This window comes from Actinoplanes sp. NPDC023801 (genome assembly GCF_040639655.1).
Lineage (GTDB): Bacteria > Actinomycetota > Actinomycetes > Mycobacteriales > Micromonosporaceae > Actinoplanes.
The window spans coordinates 505,630-520,935 of record NZ_JBFAAI010000001.1 but is presented as its reverse complement, the minus strand read 5'-3'; the positions used below and the strand labels follow the sequence as shown (position 1 = coordinate 520,935).

Sequence of the window (15,306 nt, the reverse complement as noted above, 5' to 3'; positions counted from 1 at the left end):
ACAGGCTGCTAGAAGTCCAAGCCGCCGAAATCGCCGGCCCCGAAATCGCTGCCGAAGTCGCCGGGGTCCCCCGCGTCGCCCTCGGTGAAGCCGGTGTCGCCGAAATCGCCGAACTCGGGGGACAGCAGGGCGTCGAAGATGAGCATCCCGCCGAGTACACCGGCGCCCGCGCCGAGTGCCGTCTTCCAGACCGGTGTGGAATACCAGCCGGCCGGGACGGGACGGCCCTGCACCCGGCCGCCCGGGTAGTAGTACGGGGTGTCGCGGCCGGGCCGCGGCCCGGCCCGGTAGGCGTGGCCCTCGACGGTCACCTCACGGTCGCGGGTGATCTGGCCGGTGTCGTGGGCGGCGCTGAGCGGCGGAAGGTCGGGGCCGGGGTCGATCCCCATCGCGACGCGGGCCGCACGCACGTAGGTGAGGCCTTCCAGGGCCGACTCGCGTGCCAGTTCGTACTGCCGGACCGTGTTGGCGCTCTGCAGCTGGCCACCGGCCGCGTTGTAGCGTTCGCTCGCGTCGGCGAGTGCCTGCCGCGCCGCCGGGTCGTCGGAGCTGAGGTTCATCACCTGGCCGCCGAGTCGCTCGTACCACCGCTGGGCCTCGGCGCGGGCGTCGTCGAGCTGTGTCTGCCGACGGGTTTCGCCACCGCGTTGTAGTGCGGCGACTGCGAGAATTGCCAACGCGACGATCACCAAGATCAGCAACACGCTCATCATGTTTTCCACGCTACCCCCGCTTTCTGGCAACCTGCTCTCGTGACCTTCTCGACACTGGCCGTGGTATTCGTCTGTCTCGCTGCCGGAGGTGCGATCGGCTGGCTCGCCGCGCGGGCCCGCGCAGCCACCGACATTGCCCGCCTCGAAGCGACGGTGGCCGCGGCTCGGGACGGTGAGCAGCGGATGGAACAGTCGCTGCGGGCACTGTCCTATGAGGCGACCGCTCAGTCGCAGGAGGCGGTGGCGCGGGCGGTGGCGCCGTTGCACGACACCCTGCGCCGGTACGAGGACCGCGTCGCCCAGCTGGAGCACGACCGCATCGACGCCTACGCCGAGCTGCGGGAACAGGTACGGGCGATGGGTGCCGTCTCCGGTGAGCTGCGTACCGAGACGCGGCAGCTGGTGGCCGCGTTGCGGGCTCCGCAGGTGCGCGGCCGGTGGGGTGAGCACCAGCTGCGCCGGATCGTGGAGGCGGCCGGGCTGCTGGAGCACTGCGATTTCGCCGAGCAGGTGACCGCCTCGACCGACGAGCAGGGGGTACGCCCGGACCTGCTGGTGAAGCTGCACGGCGGGCGGACCGTGGTGGTCGACGCGAAGGCACCGCTGGAGGGGTATCTGTCCGCGATGGAGGCTCGCGACGAGCACACCCGCGACGGGCACCTGGACCAGCACGCCCGGCATCTGCGGGCGCACGTGGACGCGCTGTCCGGGAAGCGGTACTGGTCGGCGTTCGAGTCGACGCCCGATTTCGTGGTGCTGTTCGTTCCGGCCGACCCGTTCCTGGACGCGGCGCTGCAGCGGGACGCGGCGCTGATGGAGCACGCGTTCCGGCGCAACATCGTGCTGGCCACCCCGGCGACGCTGATCGCGATGCTGCGGACGGTCGCCTACTCGTGGCGGCAGGAGGCGCTGACCCGTAACGCCGCGGCCGTGCACGGTCTGGCCCGGGAGCTGTACGGCCGGCTGTCCACGCTCGGTGACCATGTGGACAAGCTGGGGACGTCGCTGACGGGGGCGGTCACCGCGTACAACCGGGCGGTGGGTTCGCTGGAGTCACGGGTGCTGGTGAGTGCCCGCAAGCTGGCCGAGATGGGCGTGTCCGACGAGGAGCTACTTCCGCCCGTCCAGGTGGAGATCGCTCCTCGTCAGCCGCAGGCGCCCGAGTTCAGCTAGCCGCCGCCGCGGCGGCCTTCATGTCCCTGCGCAGCTCCTGCGGCAGGGAGAAGGTGAGCCGCTCCTCGGCGGTGGTGTACTCGGTGACCTCGCCGAAGCCTCGCTCGGCGAGGTGGGCGAGCACCTCCATGACGAGTTCGTCGGGGACGCTGGCACCGGACGAGACACCGACCGTGGTGGCACCGGCCAGCCACTCGTCCTGGATCTCGGAGGCGTAGTCGACCAGGTGGCCGGCTCTGGCGCCGGCGCCGAGTGCCACCTCGACGAGGCGGACCGAGTTCGACGAGTTGGTGGAGCCGACGACGATGACGACGTCGCACTCCGGGGCGATCTCCTTGATCACGTGCTGGCGGTTGGAGGTCGCGTAGCAGATGTCGTCGCTGGGTGGGGACTGGAGCAGCGGCAGCCGGGTCTTGAGGCGGGCCACGGTCTCCATCGTCTCGTCGACCGACAGGGTGGTCTGGGACAGCCAGACGACCTTGGCCGGGTCGCGGACGACGACGTTGTCGACGTCGTCGGGACCGTCGACGAGCTGGATGTGGGCGGGCGCCTCACCGGCGGTGCCGATGACCTCCTCGTGGCCCTCGTGACCGATGAGCAGGATGTCGTAGTCCTCGGAGGCGAACCGCCGGGCCTCGTGGTGCACCTTGGTCACCAGCGGGCACGTGGCGTCGATGGCCTTGAGGTTGCGCTCGCGGGCCTGCTCGTGCACCTCGGGGGCGACGCCGTGGGCCGAGAAGACGACGGTCGCGCCCTCGGGGACCTCGAAGTTCTCCTCCACGAAGATCGCGCCGCGCGCTTCGAGCGTGCTGACCACGTGCTTGTTGTGCACGATCTGCTTGCGCACGTAGACGGGGGCGCCGTAGAGCTTCAGCGCCTCCTCGACGGTCTGCACGGCGCGGTCGACACCGGCGCAGTAACCACGCGGCTTGGCGAGCAACACACGCTTACGAGCTTCAGTCACCCGGCCATGGTACGTGGCCCCGGGCCGCACCCGCCTGCGACGAGACGAGTGGCACAGGACGTGCACACTGCGCGGTCATGAACGTCGGCCCGTAGCGCGGTGGCCGGCGATCTCGAGCAGGCGCGGCGACAGGCGGTCGCCGGCGGGTGGGGGGTACGACCTGCTGCGGCTCGTCGTGGAGGGGAGCCTCCGGGCGTACGCCGGGATGGTTCTGGCGGTGGTGATCGGTCTGGTGGCGCGCCGCATCCGGGTGAGGCCCGCCTGGGCCGTTCCGGTCCGGATCCGACGATTCGGGCGAGATACTTCTCCTCATGAGCGCGGAGCTGTGGCCATCGATCCCGGCCGTGCTCCGCGTGATGACGGGCTGGTTCCTGCTCGGTATCGGCCTGCTGAACCTGGCGGTCGGGGCCGACGGCGGCCTGACCGGCGCCTATCTGGTGTTCCATCTGATGCTCGTGGTCGGCGGTGGGTTGCTGCTGCTGCGGTACCGGCCGGTTCCCGGGCGTGCCGGTCACGTCGTCGCGGCCGTGCTGGTGCTGCTGGGGATGCTGTCGACGGCCGTTCCGGAGTCCTCCGGCTGCTGCATGGCCGGTGAGGCCGGGCGGCACGGCTACCCGTTCCCGTTCCTGGGCACCGGCGGCGGCCTGCGCCTGGAACCGCTGTACCTGGCCAGCGATCTGATCTTCTGGGCCTGTGCCGGGCTGCTCGCCGTGGTCGTCCTGGCGCTGATCGAACGCGGACTGCCGGAACGACGCACACCCATCGATCTGAGCCGGTACGCGGGTCACGCCGAGCCCGGCGCGATGTCCGCCACCCCGGATCGCACCGGCGAGAATGTCGGTGGGCTTACGTAATCTGGCCGGGTGAACGAGCCCGAGAGCGCGCCGCGCAGCTCCGCCGACGAGCCATGGCCGGTTCGTGTGGTCAGCCAGAAGATCACCGCCTGGATCAACCGGCTCGGCTGGGTCTGGGTCGACGGGCAGGTCGCCCAGATCAACCGCCGGCCCGGCTCGAACGTGGTCTTCCTGACCCTGCGTGACCCGTCGGCCGACCTCAGCCTGACCGTCACCACCAGCCACGACGTGCTCCACGCGGGCGCACCCGACCTGGCCGAGGGAGCCCGCGTCACCCTGCACGCGAAACCGGAGTTCTATCCCGGCCGCGGCACCCTGAGCCTGCGCGCCGACGAGGTGCGCCAGGTCGGGATCGGCGAGTTGCTGGCCCGGCTGGAGAAACTGAAGCGCCTGCTCGCCGCCGAGGGTCTGTTCGCCCGCGAACGCAAGCGGCGGCTGCCGTTCCTGCCCGGCCGGATCGGCCTGATCACCGGGCGGGCCAGCGCCGCCGAGCGGGACGTGCTGATGAATTCGCGGCGCCGCTGGCCGTCGGTCGACTTCCGGGTGGTCAACGTGCCGGTGCAGGGGCCGACCGCGGTGGCGCAGATCATCGACGCACTCAAGGTCCTCGACGGTGACGACACCATCGACGTGATCGTGATCGCCCGGGGCGGCGGCAGCGTCGAGGACCTGCTGCCGTTCTCCGACGAGGCGCTGTGCCGGGCCGTCTTCGCCGCGCGTACCCCGGTGGTCAGCGCCATCGGCCACGAGACCGACGCGCCGCTGCTCGACTACGTCGCCGACCTGCGCGCCTCGACGCCGACCGACGCGGCGAAGCGGATCGTTCCCGACCTGGCCGACGAGCAGCGGCTGATCGGGCAGGCCCGGGGCCGTCTCGACCGGGCGATCCTGACGATGATCGACCGGGAGCGGCACCGCATCGACGCGTGGCGGTCCCGGCCGGTGCTGGCCCGGCCGGAGGTGCTGATCGATCAGCGGGCCACCGAGGTGAACGGGCTGCGTGACCGGGCCGTCCGCAGTCTCGGCCACCGGCTGCGCCGGGCCGACGACGCACTCGAGCACACCGTTGCCCGGCTGCGCGCGCTGTCACCGGCCAAGACGCTGGAACGCGGCTATGCGATCGTGCAACGACCCGACGGTCATGTGGTCCGCGCCGCGGACGAGGTGGCCGCGGACGACCTTCTACGGATCCGGCTCGCCGAGGGCGAGCTGCGTGCGGCAGTGATGGAGAGCTGATGACCGACGAGAAACTGTCCTACGAGCAGGCCCGCACCGAGCTGGCCGGCGTGGTGGAGCGACTGGAGCAGGGCGGCGGCTCCCTGGAGGAGTCGCTGGCGCTGTGGGAGCGGGGTGAGCGCCTGGCCGACATCTGCCAGCGGTGGCTCGACGGCGCCCGCGAGCGCATCGAGGCGGCCAAGGCAGCCCGGACCGGCGAGTGAGGTCAGGACAGCGACGAGGCCAGCTTCTCCATGTTCCCGGCCGCGGCGCTGTCTCCGATGATCAGCATCGTCCGTTCCTGCTCGGTCACGATCAGCGCGGTCTCGCCCGGCCGCCCGGAGTACTGCATCCACGTACGCGCCCCGGCCCGGTATGTGCCGGTGCGCTTGCCCTGATCGCCGACCTCCGCCGGCACCAGGGTGGCCGCGTCGACGTCGCTCTGGACGAGCAGGATCGGCCGGTCGTCCGGGTCGACGTAACCGAGCCGCAGCGTCGCCCCGCCGTCCTCACGCCGGAAGTTGGCCGACGTGATGTGCCAGTCCTCGCCGAGTCCGGACGCCTGCGCGACCGGGAACTCACGGCTCGCCAGCTGGATCGACGAGGTCGGGTCCTTCGCGACCGGCCGGTCGCCCTCCAGCACCACCCGGTAGAAAGTCAGCACCAGGGCGATCGGGACCAGCAGCACCAGCAGCGAGATGATCATGTCGCGGGGGCGGCGGCCCTCCCGTGCGGACAGGCGCGGGACGGACGGTTCGGGGGCGGGTGAGGCAGCGGATTCCACGAACCCCATTGTTAACCACGTCGCTGAAACAAGACTTGGCACGTCCTCGGATGCCAGGATCGAGTAATCACCAGCCCCGCAACGTCGCGAGGAGGCCGCCGTGCCCGCCCGAGTCCCTCAGGACCTCGACCGCAACATAGCCCTCGACCTCGTCCGCGTCACCGAAGCGGCCGCCATGGCCGCCGGTCGATGGGTCGGCCGAGGCGACAAGAACGGCGGTGACGGCGCTGCCGTCGACGCCATGCGCAAGCTCATCAACTCGATCCAGATGCGCGGCGTCGTCGTCATCGGTGAGGGCGAGAAAGACGAAGCGCCGATGCTCTACAACGGCGAACGGGTCGGTGACGGCACCGGGCCGGAAGTGGATGTGGCGGTCGACCCGATCGACGGCACCACCCTCATGAGCAAGGGCATGCCCGGCTCCATCGCGGTGCTGGCGGTCGCCGAGCGCGGCGCCATGTTCGACCCGAGCGCCGTCTTCTACATGGACAAGATCGCCGTCGGACCGGACTGCGCGGACGTCGTCGACATCAACGCCGGGGTGAAGGAGAACCTGCGCCGCATCGCGAAGGCGAAGCGCTCCAGCGTCTCCGACGTCACGGTGTGCATCCTGGACCGTCCCCGGCACACGAAGCTGGTCGAGGAGGTCCGGCACGCGGGCGCCAACATCAAGTTCATTTCGGACGGTGACATCGCCGGCGCCATCTCCGCGGCCCGCTTCGAGTCCGAGGTCGACGTGCTCATGGGTGTCGGCGGCACTCCCGAGGGCATCACCGCGGCGTGCGCCCTCAAGTGTCTCGGCGGCATGATCCAGGCCAAGCTGTGGCCCCTCGACGACGCCGAACGGGAGAAGGCGATCGGCGCGGGTCACGATCTCGATCGGGTGCTCACCACCGACGACCTGGTCACCGGCGACAACTGCTTCTTCGTGGCGACCGGTGTCACCAGCGGCGACCTGCTCAAGGGTGTCCGCTACCGCTCCGGTGGCGCGCACACGCAGTCGATCGTGATGCGGTCCAAGAGCGGCACGATCCGGGTCATCGACTCGTACCACCGCCTGGAGAAGCTGGCGCTGTACTCGGCCGTCGACTTCGACGGGCACCTGCCGACGGTTCCGCTCGGCGACCCGGTCATGTGACGCGCCTGCCGCAGACGTGGTGAGTTTCGGGTGGGACGTCCCACCCGAAACTCGCAAGTTCGCGATGAGGCATCAACGCCGGCGGAAGATGACTGCCGCGATGACGCCGCCGACCAGGCCCAGAAGGTGTCCCTGCCAGGAGATCCGCTGGTCGGTGGGTAGCACGTTGAACAGCTGGTACCAGTAGAGCAGGCCGATGAACAGGGCGACCGCGAAGTTCCACCAGCTGCGTTCGACCAGGCCGCGGGCCAGCAGCAGGCCGAGGTATCCGAAGATGACGCCGCTGGCCCCGACCACCACGGTGCCGGAGTCACCGATGAACCAGACGCCCACACCGGCCACCAGCATGATCAGCACGGTCGACCAGATGAACCTGCGCACGCCGCCGGCCAGGACGAACGTCCCGAGCAGGATCAGTGGGACAGAGTTGCCGTAGAGGTGTTCCCAGCCGTCGTGCAGGAACGGGCTGAACAGGATCCCGTCGACGCCCTCGACCGAGTGCGGGATGATGCCGCCGGCCACGTCGAGCGTGCCGGGACCGAGCGCGACGTCGATCACCTCGATCAGGAACAGTGCCGGGACCACCGCGCACATGGTCACGAACGCGCGGCCCAGCGCCGCGTAGAAGCTGTCGGTGCCGAACCGTCCCGACTCGTCGGTGCTCGCGCCCGCCGCCCACCCGTATCCCATGTATCGATGGTCGCAGGCGCGGGCCGGGCCGGCCAGTCGGACGTCAGCTCATCCGGCGGACGGCTTCCTCGATCTCGGTACGGAACTTGGCGATCTGCGTATAGACACCGAAGTAGCCGTCGCGGGCGCAGCCCAGCCCCCAGCTGACGATGCCGACCTGCACCCAGCGGCCGAGCCGGTCGCGGCGCACCATCGGGCCGCCGGAGTCCCCCTGGCAGGTGTCGACGCCGTGCCGCCCGGCGCAGATGGATTCGTCGCGGACCAGTTCGACGCCGGCCCGGCGGTAGGCGGCCGCGCACTCGTCGTCCGGGATCGTCGGCACGTTCGCGTAGTGCAGGCGGCGTTCCTGCTGCGGTGACGCCTCCCGGGTCTGTCCCCAGCCCATCACGGTGAACGTGCCGGTGTCGACGTCGTCGGGGGTCACGGGCAGGGTGGGCAGTGGCAGGTCGCGTTCCAGCCGGACGACGGCCCAGTCGTCGCCGCGGGTCTCGGTCACGAAGTCGGGCGAGCGGTGGACCTCGACCGATCTGACCGAGATCGCGGTACGGGAGTCGAGATCCGTGGACCCGGCGGTCACGGTGATCCGGTCGTTGGGTCCGGTCGGTCCCACGCAGTGCCCGGCGGTGAGGACCACCCGCGGCGCGGTCAGGGCGCCGCCGCATCCCATGGAGAGCCGCACGGCCCAGGGGAACTTGCCATTGTCGGCGATCTTCCCGCCGACCACTTCGCGTACCGGTGTCCACCCGGTGTCGGCTCGTGCGGGTGTGTCAGTCGAGGCCAGCGCGACAACCAAGAGACATAGCGCGACTTTCCGGACCATATGGACATTTGATCACAGCAAAACGGGGCTGCGCGGATCGCCGCGCAGCCCCGTCGCCGAGTTCTGTCAGTACCAGCCCACGTTCTGCGAGTGGCCCCAGGCCTTGCACGGCGTACCGTAGCGGCCCTTGATGTAGCCGAGGCCCCACTCGATCTGGGTGGCCGGGTTCGTCTTCCAGTCCGAGCCGGCCGACGCCATCTTGTCGCCGGGCAGCGCCTGCGGGATCCCGTACGCGCCGGAACCGCTGTTGAGGGCCTTGTAGTTCCAGCCGCTCTCTTTCTTCCACAGCCTGTCCAGACACGGGAACTGGTCGAGGCCGAAGCCCTTGTCCAGCATCAGGGCACACCCGATCTTGCGGCTGCCGCTGTACTCGTTGCAGGACGCCGGAATCTCACCGGTGTAGGCGACCGGACCGGAGGTCTCCGCGGCCTTCTTGGCCTTCTCGGCCTCCTTGGCCTCGATGACCTTCTTCTCCAGCGTGCGCGCCTTGGACGCGGCGGCCTTGACCTCGGTGGCAGCCTTGGCGGCGGCGGCCTCCTCGGCCACCACGCGGTGCGCCCGCGCGGCGGCATGATCGGCCTGACGCTCCTTCAGCAGCCGCATCTCGTCCTCATTCGCCTGCACGACGAGCTGAGCATCGACACTCTGCCGCTGGACGTCCCGGTTCTGCCCGAGGTACACACCGCCGGTGAGTCCCAGCACGAGCAGACCGACAGAGGCCGCACGGACACCCATCCGGCTCCACAGCCGCTTCACGAAGAGTCCCTTCGTCGGGGGCAAGGAAGCGGCGCGTCATCGCCCATCGAGGGCGGACCGCGCCGCGGGTTGCACGCCGAACACCATGGCGCAACGTGAAGTGGATGTGAAACACCAGCGCGGCTATGTGACTCTAGTCACATCCCCTACCGGGTGAATCCGGCACGAATCAGCCACGCTGGTGTTCACTCGAATGTCTACAGCGGGATTTCCTCCAAGAGGTCCGTCACTACCTCAGCGATCGGCGAACGCTCCGACCTCGTGAGGGTTACGTGAGCGAAAATCGGATGGCCCTTCAGCGCCTCGATCACCGCGGTGACACCGTCGTGCCGGCCGACGCGCAGGTTGTCCCGCTGGGCGACGTCGTGGGTCAGCACGACCCGCGAGTTCTGCCCGATCCGGGACAGCACCGTCAACAGCACGTTGCGTTCCAGCGACTGCGCCTCGTCGACGATCACGAACGCGTCGTGCAGGCTCCGGCCGCGGATGTGGGTCAGCGGCAGCACCTCGAGCATCCCGCGGGCCAGGACCTCGTCCACCACGTTGCCGTGCACCACCGCACCCAGGGTGTCGAAGACCGCCTGCGCCCACGGCGACATCTTCTCCGACTCGCTGCCGGGCAGATAGCCGAGCTCCTGACCGCCGACCGCGTACAGCGGACGGAACACCACCACCTTCTTGTGGCGGTTGCGTTCCATCGTCGCCTCCAGGCCCGCGCACAGGGCCAGCGCCGACTTGCCGGTGCCGGCCCGGCCACCGAGCGACACGATGCCGATCTGCTCGTCCAGCAGGATGTCCAGCGCTACCCGCTGCTCCGCCGACCGGCCCCGCAGCCCGAACGCGTCCCGGTCACCGCGTACCAGCTTGATGCTCTTGTCCGGATTGACCCGGGCCAGCGCCGAAGCGCGCGGCGAGTGGATCACCAGGCCGGTGTGGCAGGGCAGGTTCTCCGCCTCCTCCAGCTCCAGCTCCGCGCCGGAGTAGAGGGCGCCCACCTGCTCCTCGGACAGCTGCAGGTCCGCCATGCCCGTCCAGGTCGGGTCACTGGCCTGGCCGTGCCGGTACTCGTCGGCCGTCAGACCCACCGAGGCGGCCTTCACCCGCAGCGGCATGTCCTTGCTGACCAGCGTGACCTCACGGCCCTCCGCGGCGAGCCCCAGCGCCACCGACAGGATGCGGGTGTCGTTCGAGTCGTTGCGGAAGCCCTGCGGCAGCACACTCTGGTCGGCGTGGTTCAGCTCGACCCGCAGCGTGCCGCCCTCGTCGTTGCAGAGCACCGGCTGATCCAGGCGGCCGAACTTGATCCGCAGCTCGTCGAGCATGCGCAGCGACTGCCGGGCGAACCAGCCGAGTTCGGGATGGTGACGTTTTCCCTCCAGCTCGGAGATGACCACGAGCGGCACGACCACCTCGTGGTCGGTGAACCGGCGGAAGGCCGCCGGGTCGGACAGCAGGACCGAAGTGTCCAGGACGAAGACCCTGCCGGCAGTGGCGGGTTCCGCGTCGGCGTGCCGGTCCCGGGTCTTACGGCGACCCGTCGTGGCACGGTTGCTGGAGACCTTGTCGGCCGGGTTCGCATCGACCCCGGCATCGGTACGGCGAGATGTCACAGGCCTGCTCCAGCGGGCGTGCAACCCGGTCCGCCCGCGGTCCGCCACCTACCGGTCGCCGGCCCTCTGCACGGGGTCGGATTGCGGTCCCCGTGGCGCAGTCGTCGCAGGTCCGGGCCGACCGGTTGGCCCGGGACGACCCCGCGCCATGACTCAAACGCTAGCGGTCAACTACGTCCCGCGGTAGAGCGCAATATCCATCTCGTCGGGGTGACGACCGCCGCACCCTCCATAGGTGGGCTTAAAAGGGGACCTTCCGCGGGTAATCTGACTCCCGTGGCAGAGAGCGCGCGTCCGACCCATCCGCTGACCACCGACGAGGCCTGGACGTTCACGGCCTCACGGGCCTCCGCGACCACCTTCTTCTTCGACTTCGACGGTGTCCTTTCGCCCGTCACCGACGACCCGGACGCCTCCCAGCCGGTGCCGTCCGTCCTGGGCGTCCTCGAGCGCCTGGCCGAGTCGGTCGCACGTGTGGCGATCGTCTCCGCCCGTCCGGTCAGTTTCCTGCGTTCCCGCTTCGACAGCCTCGGCCACGTCGACCTGCACGGCCTGTACGGCCTCGAGGTCTGGCACGACGGCCAGGTCGTCACCGAGCCGGCCGCCCTCGAGTTCGTGCCGGCCATGTCCGGCCTCGCCGACCAGGCCCGCGCCGAACTGCCCGCCGAGACCCTCGTCGAATACAAGCGGCTCTCCGTGGCCCTGCACTACCGCACCGCGCCGGAGCACGCGCCCGTCGTCGAACGCTGGGCCCACGAGCAGGCCGAACGCCTCGGCCTGCGCATCCAGCGCGGCCGCATGGTGGTCGAGCTGAAGCCGCCCGTCGACCAGGACAAGGGCATGGTCATCACCGAGGGCGTCCGCAACGCCGGCTGCGCCTGGTATTTCGGTGACGACATGTCCGACATCAAGGCGTTCGACGCGCTGCGCGCCCGCGAGGCAGTCGACCCGAACTTTTTCGGCATGGCCGTGGCGGTCGCCAACCCGGAGACCGGCGCGGAGGTCTCCAGCGCTGCCGACCTCACCCTCGAATCGCCGGACGCGGTGGCTGCCTTCCTCACCGAGGGCCTACGGCGTTTCTAAGACCTCTTTCGGTACGAGGCCCGTCGGCCCCAACCGCATCGGCCCCGTCCCGGGGCTACTTCGCGATCTCCGCGGCGGTCCCAGCGCCCCTTTCGGTGGTCCCGCACCCCGCGTGGTGACCTACGGTCCACCGGCGGGCGCAGATCACCACGCACTGCGGCGCCGCCCGCTCTTGGGGTGGCGGCGGGGTTGCGGGACCACCGCCTCAGCCCGAAAGGGGCGCTGGGGTCCGGGACCAGCCGCCGGCGTCGCGTGGTAGGCCCGGGACTGTCCGGGTTCGGCGGGACGGGGTCACCCGTACCGAATGGGGGTCTTGAGGAGCGGGACCTGCCTGGAGTCGCGGCGGGGTCAGGCGCCGTAGCGGCGCTGGCGGTTGGTGTAGGAGCGCAGCGCCCGGAGGAAGTCGATGCGGCGGAAGTCGGGCCAGTTGGCGTCGTGGAAGTAGAACTCCGAGTGCGCCGACTGCCAGAGCAGGAAGCCGGACAGCCGCTGTTCACCGCTGGTACGGATGACCAGGTCGGGGTCGGGCTGTCCACGGGTGTAGAGGTGTTCGGCGATGTGCTCGACGTCGAGGATCTCGGCGAGTTCCTCGATGGTGCCGCCGGTCGCGGCGTGTTCGTAGAGCAGGGAGCGGACCGCGTCGGTGATCTCGCGGCGGCCGCCGTAGCCGACGGCCATGTTGACCTCGACGCCTTCGCAGCGGTCGCGGGTCTTCTCCTGCGCGGCCTTCAGCGTCGCGGCGGTCGGCGCGGGCAGGATGTCGAGGGCGCCGACCATGCGCAGCCGCCAGGGGTTGCCCTCTTCGGCGAGCTCGGTGGCCAGATCCTCGATGATCTTCACGAGGGGGTCCAGCTCCGACGCCGGGCGGCGCAGGTTGTCGGTGGCCAGCAGATAGAGCGTGACGTGTTCGATGCCGGCCTGGTCGCACCAGGTCAGCAGCTCCTTGACGCGGGTCGCGCCGACGCGGTGGCCGTCGTTGGGGTCGACGAAGCCCATTTCCCGGGCCCACCGGCGGTTTCCGTCGCACATCACGCCGATGTGTTTGGGCACGGGTTTACCGGCCAGCTTCCCCGCCAGCCGCCGCTCGTAAAAGGTGTAGACCAGAGAACGCAGACTCATCACCCCAAAGCGTAACCACCACCGCCAGAGGCTCAAGCGGGGCGGCCTGCCGTGGGACCGTACGCGGCTGTGATGCGCCCGATCGTGCTACCGGACGCCTCAACCGACCGGCCGGTCCGGCCGGAGCGCGACCCGGGGCCGAACGGCCGACAACCGGCGGGCGCGACCCGAGGCCGACCGGCCGATAGCCGGCGGCGCGCGGCCTGACGTCGAACGGCCGATGACCGGCGGGCGTGGATAAGGGCCGGCCGGCTCCCGCCCGGGCGCCGTTGCCGCGGGCGGGAGCCGGCCGGTCGTCACGCGTCGGCGAGCCGCGCCTTCAGCGCGTCGAGCTCGGCCCAGAGGACGGCCGGGAGCTTGTCGCCGAACTTGTTGAACCACTCGGTGACCTGCGGGATCTCTGCCTTCCACTCCTCCGGGTCGACCCGCAGCGCCGCCGCCAGGTCGGCCGGGTCGATGTCGAGCCCGGTCACGTCGATCGCGTCGGGGGTGGGCACGTGTCCGATCGGCGTCTCGACGGCGTCGGCCTTGCCGTCGAGGCGTTCGACGACCCACTTGAGGACGCGGCTGTTCTCGCCGAAGCCGGGCCAGAGGAAACGGCCGTCGTCACCGCGGCGGAACCAGTTGACGTAGAACACCTTCGGCAGTTTGGCGGCGTCACCGGACGCGCCCTTGGCCATGTCGATCCAGTGCTGGAAGTAGTCGCCGGCGTGGTAGCCGATGAACGGCAGCATCGCCATCGGGTCGCGGCGGACCACGCCGACCTGTCCGACCGCCGCGGCGGTGGTCTCCGACGACAGGGTGGCGCCCAGGTAGACCCCGTGCACCCAGTCGCGGGCCTCGCTGACCAGCGGGATGGTGGTCTTACGGCGTCCGCCGAAGAGGATCGCGTCGATCGGCACGCCGCGCGGGTCGTGGTATTCGTCGGCCAGGATCGGGCACTGCTCGATCGGGGTGCAGAAGCGGCTGTTCGGGTGGCTCGACGGGGACTCGGACGAAGGAGTCCAGTCGTTGCCCTTCCAGTCGGTGAGGTGCGCGGGCGGCTCGCCCATGCCTTCCCACCAGATGTCACCGTCGTCGGTGAGTGCCACGTTGGTGAAGACCGAGTTGCCCTTGGCGAGGGTGCGCATCGCGTTCGGGTTGGTGTGGAAGTCGGTGCCGGGTGCGACGCCGAACAGTCCGAACTCGGGGTTGGTGGCCCACAGCCGGCCGTCCTCACCGAACCGCATCCAGGCGATGTCGTCCCCGATGGTCTCGACCTTCCACCCGTCGAGAGTCGGGTCCAGCATCGCGAGGTTGGTCTTGCCGCAGGCCGACGGGAAGGCGCCGGCGATGTAGCGGACCACACCCTGCGGCGAGGTCAACTTCATGATCAGCATGTGTTCGGCGAGCCAGCCCTCGTCGCGCGCGGCCACACTGGCGATCCGGAGCGCGAAGCACTTCTTGCCCAGCAGCGAGTTGCCCCCGTAACCCGAGCCGAACGACCAGATCTCCCGGGTCTCCGGGAAGTGCGAGATGTACTTGGTCTCGTTGCACGGCCAGGCGACGTCCTGCTCACCGGGCGCCAGCGGCGCGCCGATCGAGTGCAGTGCCGGCACGAAGTCCGCGTCGTCACCCATCACCTTGAGGACCTCGGCGCCCATCCGGGTCATGATCCGCATGCTGGCCACGACGTATGGGCTGTCGGTGAGCTCGACGCCGAACATCGGCTCGGAGGCGTCGAGCGGGCCCATGCAGAACGGGACGACGTACATCGTGCGGCCCGTCATGCATCCCTTGTACAGCCCCGTCATCAGCTGCTTCATCTCGGCCGGCGCCATCCAGTTGTTGGTGGGACCGGCGTCGGCCTCGTCGACCGAGCAGATGAAGGTGCGCTCCTCGACCCGCGCCACGTCGGACGGGTCGGTGCGCGCCCAGAACGAGTTCGGCTTCTTCTTGTCGTCGAGACGGACCAGCGCGCCGGACTCGACGAGTTCGTCGGTGAGACGGGTCCACTCGGCCTCGGAACCGTCACACCAGACGATGCGGTCGGGTGTGGTCAGGGCGGCGACCTCGTCGATCCACGCGAGAAGTCGCGGGTGCGAGGTAGGGGGCTGGGTCAAGGTGAAGCTCCTTCGGTCGGCACTGACCTATGACTGACCAACCGGGCAATCCGGTCTGTCATGGGGGAGTCACGTCAGCGTAAGCCCGACTGAGCATTGAGTTCATCGGCTACATCTGTGGACAACCGCACAATCTTTGGCTGCTATGCGCGCAGACGAGCGATTCTTCGCCGCAAAGCGCAACTGTGCGCAAGGCGCCCTCTTCCGGCCGAGCCACACCGTCGCGCTCGACAACTTTCACAAAACGGACTTACCGGCTTAGACTCTCGCGTAATCGGGCTTTCC

Annotated in this window: 15 protein-coding genes; 6 read left to right on the top strand and 9 right to left on the bottom strand. The window is 69.7% G+C overall.

Annotation, left to right across the window (positions count from 1 at the left end):
- Positions 1 to 8: 8 nt before the first annotated feature.
- Positions 9 to 710: a hypothetical protein gene (locus AB0G04_RS02485; protein ID WP_360976220.1), complete on the bottom strand. Its 702-nt coding sequence runs from the start codon at positions 708 to 710 to the stop codon at positions 9 to 11.
- Between the two features lie 42 nt (positions 711 to 752).
- Here AB0G04_RS02485 and AB0G04_RS02480 point away from each other — a divergent pair, with 42 nt between their 5' ends.
- Positions 753 to 1,886 carry a DNA recombination protein RmuC gene (locus AB0G04_RS02480; RefSeq protein ID WP_360975059.1) on the top strand — a complete coding sequence of 378 codons (1,134 nt, stop codon included), beginning with the start codon at positions 753 to 755 and terminating at the stop codon, positions 1,884 to 1,886.
- Here AB0G04_RS02480 and AB0G04_RS02475 read toward each other — a convergent pair.
- Complete coding sequence (locus AB0G04_RS02475; RefSeq protein ID WP_360975056.1) at positions 1,879 to 2,880, bottom strand: 4-hydroxy-3-methylbut-2-enyl diphosphate reductase; 1,002 nt, start codon at positions 2,878 to 2,880, stop codon at positions 1,879 to 1,881. The two genes, AB0G04_RS02480 and AB0G04_RS02475, sit on opposite strands and share 8 nt — an antisense overlap.
- A 281-nt stretch (positions 2,881 to 3,161) precedes the next feature.
- On the opposite strand from AB0G04_RS02475, the gene AB0G04_RS02470 reads away from it, so the two are divergent.
- Genes AB0G04_RS02470 through AB0G04_RS02460 form a run of 3 tightly spaced genes read left to right on the top strand, consistent with a single transcriptional unit; the run spans position 3,162 to position 5,143 of the window.
- A complete protein-coding gene (locus AB0G04_RS02470; protein WP_360975053.1) occupies positions 3,162 to 3,704 on the top strand; it encodes a hypothetical protein in 543 nt (180 codons plus the stop codon).
- A gap of 9 nt (positions 3,705 to 3,713) precedes the next feature.
- Entirely contained in the window at positions 3,714 to 4,940 is a 1,227-nt protein-coding gene (gene xseA, locus AB0G04_RS02465; RefSeq protein WP_360975050.1) for an exodeoxyribonuclease VII large subunit, read from the top strand.
- Entirely contained in the window at positions 4,940 to 5,143 is a 204-nt protein-coding gene (locus AB0G04_RS02460) for an exodeoxyribonuclease VII small subunit (RefSeq protein ID WP_360975047.1), read from the top strand. Before xseA ends, AB0G04_RS02460 begins: the two co-directional genes overlap by 1 nt.
- A 2-nt stretch (positions 5,144 to 5,145) precedes the next feature.
- Here AB0G04_RS02460 and AB0G04_RS02455 read toward each other — a convergent pair whose 3' ends face one another.
- Positions 5,146 to 5,712: a DUF4245 domain-containing protein gene (locus tag AB0G04_RS02455; protein ID WP_360975044.1), complete on the bottom strand. Its 567-nt coding sequence runs from the start codon at positions 5,710 to 5,712 to the stop codon at positions 5,146 to 5,148.
- Positions 5,713 to 5,803: 91 nt separating this feature from the next.
- Between AB0G04_RS02455 and glpX the strand changes: the two genes are divergently transcribed.
- Positions 5,804 to 6,841: a class II fructose-bisphosphatase gene (gene glpX, locus AB0G04_RS02450; RefSeq protein WP_360975041.1), complete on the top strand. Its 1,038-nt coding sequence runs from the start codon at positions 5,804 to 5,806 to the stop codon at positions 6,839 to 6,841.
- Between the two features lie 72 nt (positions 6,842 to 6,913).
- Here glpX and AB0G04_RS02445 read toward each other — a convergent pair whose 3' ends face one another.
- From AB0G04_RS02445 to AB0G04_RS02430, 4 genes are all read right to left on the bottom strand, one after another.
- Positions 6,914 to 7,531 (bottom strand): rhomboid family intramembrane serine protease, encoded by a 618-nt coding sequence (locus AB0G04_RS02445; protein ID WP_360975038.1) that lies wholly within the window; start codon positions 7,529 to 7,531, stop codon positions 6,914 to 6,916.
- 43 nt (positions 7,532 to 7,574) lie between these two features.
- Positions 7,575 to 8,324 (bottom strand): serine protease, encoded by a 750-nt coding sequence (locus tag AB0G04_RS02440; protein WP_360975035.1) that lies wholly within the window; start codon positions 8,322 to 8,324, stop codon positions 7,575 to 7,577.
- A gap of 93 nt (positions 8,325 to 8,417) precedes the next feature.
- Entirely contained in the window at positions 8,418 to 9,107 is a 690-nt protein-coding gene (locus AB0G04_RS02435; RefSeq protein WP_360975032.1) for a lytic transglycosylase domain-containing protein, read from the bottom strand.
- 197 nt (positions 9,108 to 9,304) lie between these two features.
- Complete coding sequence (locus AB0G04_RS02430) at positions 9,305 to 10,717, bottom strand: PhoH family protein (RefSeq protein WP_360975029.1); 1,413 nt, start codon at positions 10,715 to 10,717, stop codon at positions 9,305 to 9,307.
- 276 nt (positions 10,718 to 10,993) lie between these two features.
- Here AB0G04_RS02430 and otsB point away from each other — a divergent pair, with 276 nt between their 5' ends.
- Entirely contained in the window at positions 10,994 to 11,800 is an 807-nt protein-coding gene (otsB, locus tag AB0G04_RS02425; RefSeq protein ID WP_360975026.1) for a trehalose-phosphatase, read from the top strand.
- A gap of 348 nt (positions 11,801 to 12,148) precedes the next feature.
- On the opposite strand, the gene AB0G04_RS02420 is transcribed toward otsB, so the two are convergent.
- Together AB0G04_RS02420 and AB0G04_RS02415 are read right to left on the bottom strand one after the other, a co-directional pair.
- Positions 12,149 to 12,919, bottom strand: coding sequence for an isoprenyl transferase (locus tag AB0G04_RS02420; protein ID WP_360975023.1), 771 nt, complete (start codon positions 12,917 to 12,919; stop codon positions 12,149 to 12,151).
- 296 nt (positions 12,920 to 13,215) lie between these two features.
- Positions 13,216 to 15,021, bottom strand: a complete 1,806-nt coding sequence (locus AB0G04_RS02415) for a phosphoenolpyruvate carboxykinase (GTP) (RefSeq protein WP_360975020.1) — start codon at positions 15,019 to 15,021, stop codon at positions 13,216 to 13,218.
- Positions 15,022 to 15,306 lie beyond the last annotated feature (285 nt).

Excerpts from the sequence above, each read along its gene's own strand:
- AB0G04_RS02420 (WP_360975023.1), bottom strand. The coding sequence starts at position 12,919 with ATGAGTCTGCGTTCTCTGGTCTACACCTTTTACGAGCGGCGGCTGGCG.
- AB0G04_RS02470 (WP_360975053.1), top strand. The coding sequence starts at position 3,162 with ATGAGCGCGGAGCTGTGGCCATCGATCCCGGCCGTGCTCCGCGTGATG.
- AB0G04_RS02455 (WP_360975044.1), bottom strand. The coding sequence starts at position 5,712 with ATGGGGTTCGTGGAATCCGCTGCCTCACCCGCCCCCGAACCGTCCGTC.
- AB0G04_RS02485 (WP_360976220.1), bottom strand. The coding sequence starts at position 710 with ATGAGCGTGTTGCTGATCTTGGTGATCGTCGCGTTGGCAATTCTCGCA.
- AB0G04_RS02445 (WP_360975038.1), bottom strand. The coding sequence starts at position 7,531 with ATGGGATACGGGTGGGCGGCGGGCGCGAGCACCGACGAGTCGGGACGG.
- AB0G04_RS02460 (WP_360975047.1), top strand. The coding sequence starts at position 4,940 with ATGACCGACGAGAAACTGTCCTACGAGCAGGCCCGCACCGAGCTGGCC.